This window comes from Actinomadura rubrobrunea NBRC 15275 (genome assembly GCF_001552235.1).
GTDB lineage: Bacteria > Actinomycetota > Actinomycetes > Streptosporangiales > Streptosporangiaceae > Spirillospora > Spirillospora viridilutea.
Window position 1 is genome coordinate 1 of sequence record NZ_BCQU01000163.1, and the last position, 6052, is coordinate 6052.

Sequence of the window (6052 nt, forward strand, 5' to 3'; positions counted from 1 at the left end):
GGGGATCGATGGGCTGATCGGCGGCGGGACGGGCGGCCTCGCGCCGGGCGGGGGCGCCCGTCCCGCCGAGGTCCCCGCCCGCGCCGGCCCGTCGGGCCGACCGCGGACGAAGACCCTGGTCAGATGCGGTGAGCCGCTCCTTGGGACGTGGTCAGCGGACAGGGGTGAAGTCGCGGGCGCCGAGGAACGACGGCCGCGGCGCGGGGGCCGAGAACGGCTCGACGCAGGCGTTGTCCACGCTGTTGAACACGATGAACACGTTCGAGCGAGGGAACGGCGTGATGTTGCCGTTGGAGCCGTGCATGCAGTTGCAGTCGAACATCGTCGCCGAGCCCGCGGGGCCGGTGAACAGCTCGATGCCGTGCTTTTCGGCCAGGATCGACAGGCTGCTCTGGTCGGGCGTGCCGATCTCCTGGTTGCGCAGCGACTGCTTGTAGTGGTCGGCGGGGGTCTCACCGACGCACGACACGAACGTCTTGTGCGACCCCGGCATGATCATCAGGCCGCCGTTGAACACGTAGTTGTCGGTGAGGGCGATCGAGATGCTCACCGCGCGCATGCGCGGCATGCCGTCCTCGGCGTGCCAGGTCTCGAAGTCCGAGTGCCAGTAGAAGTCCTTGCCGGTGAAACCGGGCTTGTAATTGACCCGGCTCTGGTGCACGTAGACGTCGCCGCCGAGGATCTGCCGGGCCCGGCCGACGACGCGCGGGTCGCGCACCAGCCCGGCGAACACCTCACTGATCTTGTGCACCTCGAAGATGGAGCGGACCTCGTCGGAGTCGCGCTCGGTGATGGTGCGCTCGTCGGCCAGGATCGCCGGGTCGGCCGCCAGGCGGCGCAGCTCGGCCCGGTAGGTCTCCACCTCCTCGGGCTCCAGCAGCCGCTCGATCGTCAGGTAGCCGTTGGCCTCGTACGACTGAAGGGTGGCCGCGTCGATCGGACCGTCGTCCGGGCCGCCGTACACCACCGGGTCCTGCCGGTACAGCAGCGCCGGTTCGGTCGCCTTGCGGGTGGGATAGGCGTCGGTGCTCGTCGGATGGGACTCGATGACACTCATGCGTCCTCCTCGGTCAGCAGCGGGTAGACACCGTTCTCGTCATGAACCTCCCGGCCGGTGCAGGGCGGGTTGAACACGCAGACCGTCCGTACGTCGGTGTGGGCGCGCAGGGTGTGGCGTTCATGCCCGTCGAGCAGGTACATGACGCCCGGCTCGATCCGGTGCGTCTCGCCGGTCTCCTCGTTGACCAGCTCGCCGTGGCCCTCGATGCAGTAGACCGCCTCGACGTGGTTGGCGTACCACATCCTCGTCTCGGTGCCCGCGTACAGCACCGTGTCGTGCAGGGAGAAGCCGACCTTCTCCTTGGCCAGGATCAGACGGCGGCTCTCCCAGGTCGGCGCCTTCACGTCGCGGTCGGTGCCGATGACGTCCTTCAACGATCTGACGATCATGGATGCTCCTTCTCGGCGGTCGGCGCGGGGACCGGGTCAGGCGGCGACGGCGGTGCGGACGGCCCGGACCGAGTCGGCGAGGATCTCCAGGCCCGCGGTCAGCTCCGCCTCGGTGGTGGTCAGCGGCGGCAGCAGCTTGACGACCTCGCCCTCGGGGCCGGAGGTCTCCATCAGCAGGCCGCGCTCGAACGCCTCCGCGCACACCTTGGGCGCCAGCTCGGGGCTGCGCATGACCAGGCCCCACACCAGGCCCCGGCCGCGCACCGAGTCCACCGCTCCGGCGTGCTCCAGCGCGATCTCGTTCAGCGCCCGCTCCACCAGCCGGCCCTTCGCCAGGGTCTGCTTCTCCAGCTCCGCGTCCGTCCAGTAGTCCTCCAGCGCGCCGGTGGCGGTCACCATCGCGGGGTTGAAGCCGCGGAAGGTGCCGTTGTGCTCGCCGGGCTCCCACACGTCCAGCTCCCGCCGCAGCAGCGTCACCGCCATCGGCAGCCCGTAGGCGCTCAGCGACTTGGACAGGCAGACGATGTCCGGGGTGATCCCGGCCTCCTCGAAGCTGAAGAACGGGCCGGTGCGGCCGCAGCCCATCTGCACGTCGTCGACGATCAGCAGGATGTCGTGGCGGCGGCACAGGTCCTGCAGGCCGCGCAGCCACTCGGGGCGGGCGACGTTGATTCCGCCCTCGCCCTGCACGGTCTCCACGATCACCGCGGCGGGCTTGTCCAGGCCGCTGCCGCTGTCGGCGAGCATCGTCTCGAACAGCAGGAAGTCGGGGGTGCGGCCGTCCAGGTAGTTGTCGTACGGCATCGCCACGCCGTGTCCCAGCGGAACCCCCGCGCCGGTGCGCTTCATCGAGTTGCCGGTCACCGCCAGCGCGCCCAGCGTCATGCCGTGGAAGGCGTTGGTGAAGCTGACGACCGTCTCCCGGCCGGTGTACTTGCGCGCCAGCTTCAGCGCGGCCTCCACCGCGTGGTTGCCCGCCGGGCCGGGGAACTGCACCTTGTAGTCCAGGCCGCGCGGCTTCAGCACGATCTCCTCGAAGCGTTCCAGGAACCGCCGTTTGGCGGCGGTGTACATGTCGAGCGAGTGCACGATCGCGTCGGCCGACAGGTACTCCAGGAGCCGGCGTTTCAGCGCGGGGTTGTTGTGCCCGTAGTTGAGGGTGCCCGCTCCCGCGAAGAAGTCCAGGTACGTCTTTCCGTTCTCGTCGGTGATATGGCTGCCGCGGGCGGTGGTGAACACCGCGGGCCAGCCCCTGCAGTAGCCGCGCACCTCGGATTCGAGACGGGCGAATACTTCCATGCTCTCTGCCTCCGGCATTTGTGCGGTCGAACGAACGAGACAAACGGGCGTACGGAATGGTCGGGAGCGAAATCGTTGAATTGTCGGGCCGGCTGGGAGACGGCGGTGCGGGAGCGGGACGTGCGGACCGGGGAGCGCACGAGGCGAGTGCGGCCGCGTCGGTCGCGACGCCGTGGCCGGAGGTCCGCGCGTGCGTGGCCGCCGACGCCGCGCGGCGCCCGTCAGGGGTGCCTCAGGGGGCCGATGCGGAACAGGATCTCGGGCTCGTGGCCGACGGGAAAGTGCTCGTCGCCGAACAAGGGGCTGCGGACCACCTCGCAGCCGCGGCCGCGCGCGAACGATTCGAACATCGCCTTGCTGGCGGTGTTCCCGGGGGTGACCGTCGCCTCCATGTACCGGCAGCCCAGGGCGGGCATCCGGTCCCCGAGCCGGTCCAGCATGCGCCGGGCCAGTCCCTTGCCGCGGTGGGCGCGGTCGACCGCGACCTGCCACACAAAGAGCGTGTCGGGGCTGTCGGGCCGCACGTAACCGGTGACGAAACCGCACGCGACGCCGTCCGCCCGGGCCACCACGGAGGTGCCCGAGAAATCGCGGCACCAGAGCACGTAACTGTATGGCGAGTTGACGTCCAGCACGTCCGAGTCCCGTGCGAGCCGCCACATCTGGGGGCCGTCGGCCAGTTCCGGCTCGTGCAGCCGGAACGCCGACTTCTCCCCGGGCGGCCGGGATGTCGAGTGCAGGGGTTGCGCTGCCATGTGAAAACAACTTAGCGAACGTTCCTGAACGCGCCGCGGGGATTGTTATCAACGGGATGTTTGGCATTCTCGCGAGCGGGTAGGAAAAGACGCTTGCTTTGCTCGGGCGCGTTCGGTCCGCGGCGCGGGGGCGCGTAGGCGCGCCGTTCTCGCACGTACGCAGGGACATCGGCCCGCCGTCCGCCGGGGGCGGCGGCGCCCGGTTGCGCGATCGCCGAGGGGGCTCCGGAGTGCGGGTCGCGCGGCGCGAATGTTTCAATTGTGTGATCTAAGTCACACAATCTTCATGACAACTCGGCGACCCGTTCGTGCGTCTCGGCGTGTCTTGTGTTACGAAAAGCGATGTCAGTGATATGACGGGCGAACCCGCCGTATGCCCTGGTGCCCGGCTCTCGACGCCGCCGAGCGCGCCGCACCGCCCACCGGGCGTGCACCGCGCCGCCTGCGTTGTATGAGCCGTGTCGGTTGTATGAGCCGTGTCGCCTGTGCGGCATGGGCCTTGCTGCCCGCCGGGTATGCGCCGCGCCCGCTGTCATCCCACTCGCGGGCCATAAGCCGTTGCCGCCGCCCAGGACCTCTCAGGACGCCCGCCAGGCGCGAATAGCGCAGGGGGCGTATCGCCCACTGGCCACGCGTCATCGCGGCGGGCAGGCATGAGCCGGCCGCCGCCGGCTCGTGTCGGGACGCGCCGGGTATGCGCACCGGCGACCCGCGATCTGGGCGCTGCTACTCAAGTCCTGCGATGCATGCATGGGGCGTACAGCGTGCCCGGCATGCGCCGTGCCGTCCGTACGGCATGAGTTGCCGTGCCGTCCGTACGGCATGAGTTAAGGACGACCGCTGCGTACGTGTCGCGCAGGCATGTGCCGCGCCGCCCGCGGGCGCGCGGGCGGCGCGTTGCGGGGTCAGCGGGCGAAGCGGTCGGTGGCCTGGATGAGGCGGTGCAGGATGCCGGGCTCGTCGTAGGCGTGGCCCGCGTCCTCCACGAGATGGAACTCGGCCTCGGGCCAGGCGCGGTGCAGGTCCCAGGCGGTGGCGGGCGGGGTGCAGACGTCGTAGCGGCCCTGCACGATGACGGCGGGGATGTGCCGGATCTTGTCGACGTCGCGCAGCAGCTGGTCGTCCTCGAAGAAGCCCTCGTTGATGAAGTAGTGGTTCTCGATGCGGGCGAACGCCACCGCGAAGTCCGGGTCGCCGAACGCCTCGACCAGGGCGGAGTCGGGGCGCAGCTTCAGCGTCCCCGCCTCCCACTGCGCCCAGGCGCGCGCGGCGGCCACACGTACCTCGCGGTCAGGAGAGTTGAGACGCTCGTGGTAGGCGCGGATGAGGTCCTCGCGCTCATCCTCGGGGATGGGCGCCAGGTACTTCTCCCACAGGTCGGGGAAGATCAGCGACGCGCCCTCCTGATAGAACCAGTACAGCTCGAACGGCCGGAGGGTGAAGATGCCCCGCAGCACCAGCTCGCTGACCCGGTCGGGGTGCGTCTGCGCGTACGCGAGGGCCAGTGCGCTTCCCCACGACCCGCCGAACACCAGCCACTTCTCGATGCCCAGGTGCTCGCGCAGCCGTTCCATGTCCGCGACCAGGTGCCAGGTGGTGTTGTTCTCCAGCGACACCTCGGGGTCGGAGGCGTGCGGCAGGCTGCGTCCGCAGTTCCGCTGGTCGAACAGGACGATCCGGTACGCCTCGGGGTCGAACTGGCGGCGGTGCGCGGGCAGGCATCCCGCGCCAGGGCCGCCGTGCAGCATCACCGCGGGCTTGCCGTCGGGGTTCCCGCACACCTCCCAGTGGATGCGGTTGCCGTCGCCGACGTCCAGCAGCCCGGAATCGTACGGCTCGATCGGCGGGTACAGGGTCGCAAGGTCCATGAGCTGTGATTCTCGCATCACCCGCGACGGCCCGCCGCGGACGGCGCGCGCGGCCTCATCTGCGCGAGAGCGCCGTGAGGATCAAGAAACTAAACCCCAAACAGGGCAAACGCTGCGGTGATCGGCACTAGAGTGCCTTCCAGATGCCAAGCGACGAGCCGCCAGGCGAGGAGTGCAGCGAACAGATGAGCACAGCAGCCCCGCGACCGTTGCTCCGCGCCCGAGCCGCCCGGCGGGTCGGCCGAGAACGGCGAGGAGACCTTGGAGGGCCGGAGTGAGCGAGCTGAACGGGTCGGGCGGCGGGCGCAAGATCCCGGACGCCGCCTCCCCCTGGCCCGTTCCCGCGGCGCAGCAGCCGATCAAGGCCGGCGGGCACGCGGGCGAGGGGGGCCACGGCCGGAGCGACCACGATCTGGTCGAGGCGCAGCCCTGGGACATCGTCGAGCGGCTGCGGCAGATGGCCGATCTGATCGGGGACGCGCTCGCCGCCGGTGAGCGCAAGGTCGCCGAGGCCCACAACGACGCCCAGAACCAGGTCGCCGCGATGCAGGCGGAGAAGGAGGCGGCCCAGCGCGATGCGGCGGCGGCCTGGGGCGAGGTGCAGCGTGCGCGGGGGCAGGCCGAGGAGGCCGACCGGCGCGCGTTGGAGGCCGAGCGGCGGCTGGCCGAGGCGCAGAACGA

The 6052-nt window shown here is 70.2% G+C and carries 6 protein-coding genes; 1 reads left to right on the forward strand and 5 read right to left on the reverse strand.

The annotated features are described in order from the left end of the window. Positions 1-151 precede the first annotated feature (151 nt). From thpD to pip, 5 genes are all read right to left on the reverse strand, one after another. Positions 152-1057, reverse strand: coding sequence for an ectoine hydroxylase (gene thpD / locus AR3_RS28315; protein ID WP_067918605.1), 906 nt, complete (start codon positions 1055-1057; stop codon positions 152-154). Further along, positions 1054-1449 (reverse strand): ectoine synthase, encoded by a 396-nt coding sequence (locus tag AR3_RS28320; protein ID WP_067918607.1) that lies wholly within the window; start codon positions 1447-1449, stop codon positions 1054-1056. Before AR3_RS28320 ends, thpD begins: the two co-directional genes overlap by 4 nt. Before the next feature lie 36 nt (positions 1450-1485). Continuing rightward, entirely contained in the window at positions 1486-2748 is a 1263-nt protein-coding gene (gene ectB / locus AR3_RS28325; RefSeq protein ID WP_067918609.1) for a diaminobutyrate--2-oxoglutarate transaminase, read from the reverse strand. A gap of 221 nt (positions 2749-2969) precedes the next feature. Beyond that, positions 2970-3503, reverse strand: coding sequence for a diaminobutyrate acetyltransferase (gene ectA, locus AR3_RS28330; protein WP_083952215.1), 534 nt, complete (start codon positions 3501-3503; stop codon positions 2970-2972). A 905-nt stretch (positions 3504-4408) separates the two neighbouring features. Next, on the reverse strand, positions 4409-5371 hold the full coding sequence (gene pip, locus AR3_RS28335; protein WP_067918611.1) for a prolyl aminopeptidase: 963 nt from the start codon (positions 5369-5371) through the stop codon (positions 4409-4411). Positions 5372-5645: 274 nt separating this feature from the next. Here pip and AR3_RS28340 point away from each other — a divergent pair. Continuing rightward, the coding region (locus AR3_RS28340; RefSeq protein ID WP_390099638.1) for a hypothetical protein at positions 5646-6052 on the forward strand (407 nt) is incomplete at its 3' end.

What these genes read in the sequence shown, in the direction of transcription:
- thpD (WP_067918605.1), bottom strand. Translation starts at nt 1,057, where the DNA reads ATGAGTGTCATCGAGTCCCATCCGACGAGCACCGACGCCTATCCCACC.
- AR3_RS28320 (WP_067918607.1), bottom strand. Translation starts at nt 1,449, where the DNA reads ATGATCGTCAGATCGTTGAAGGACGTCATCGGCACCGACCGCGACGTG.
- ectB (WP_067918609.1), bottom strand. Translation starts at nt 2,748, where the DNA reads ATGGAAGTATTCGCCCGTCTCGAATCCGAGGTGCGCGGCTACTGCAGG.
- ectA (WP_083952215.1), bottom strand. Translation starts at nt 3,503, where the DNA reads ATGGCAGCGCAACCCCTGCACTCGACATCCCGGCCGCCCGGGGAGAAG.
- pip (WP_067918611.1), bottom strand. Translation starts at nt 5,371, where the DNA reads ATGGACCTTGCGACCCTGTACCCGCCGATCGAGCCGTACGATTCCGGG.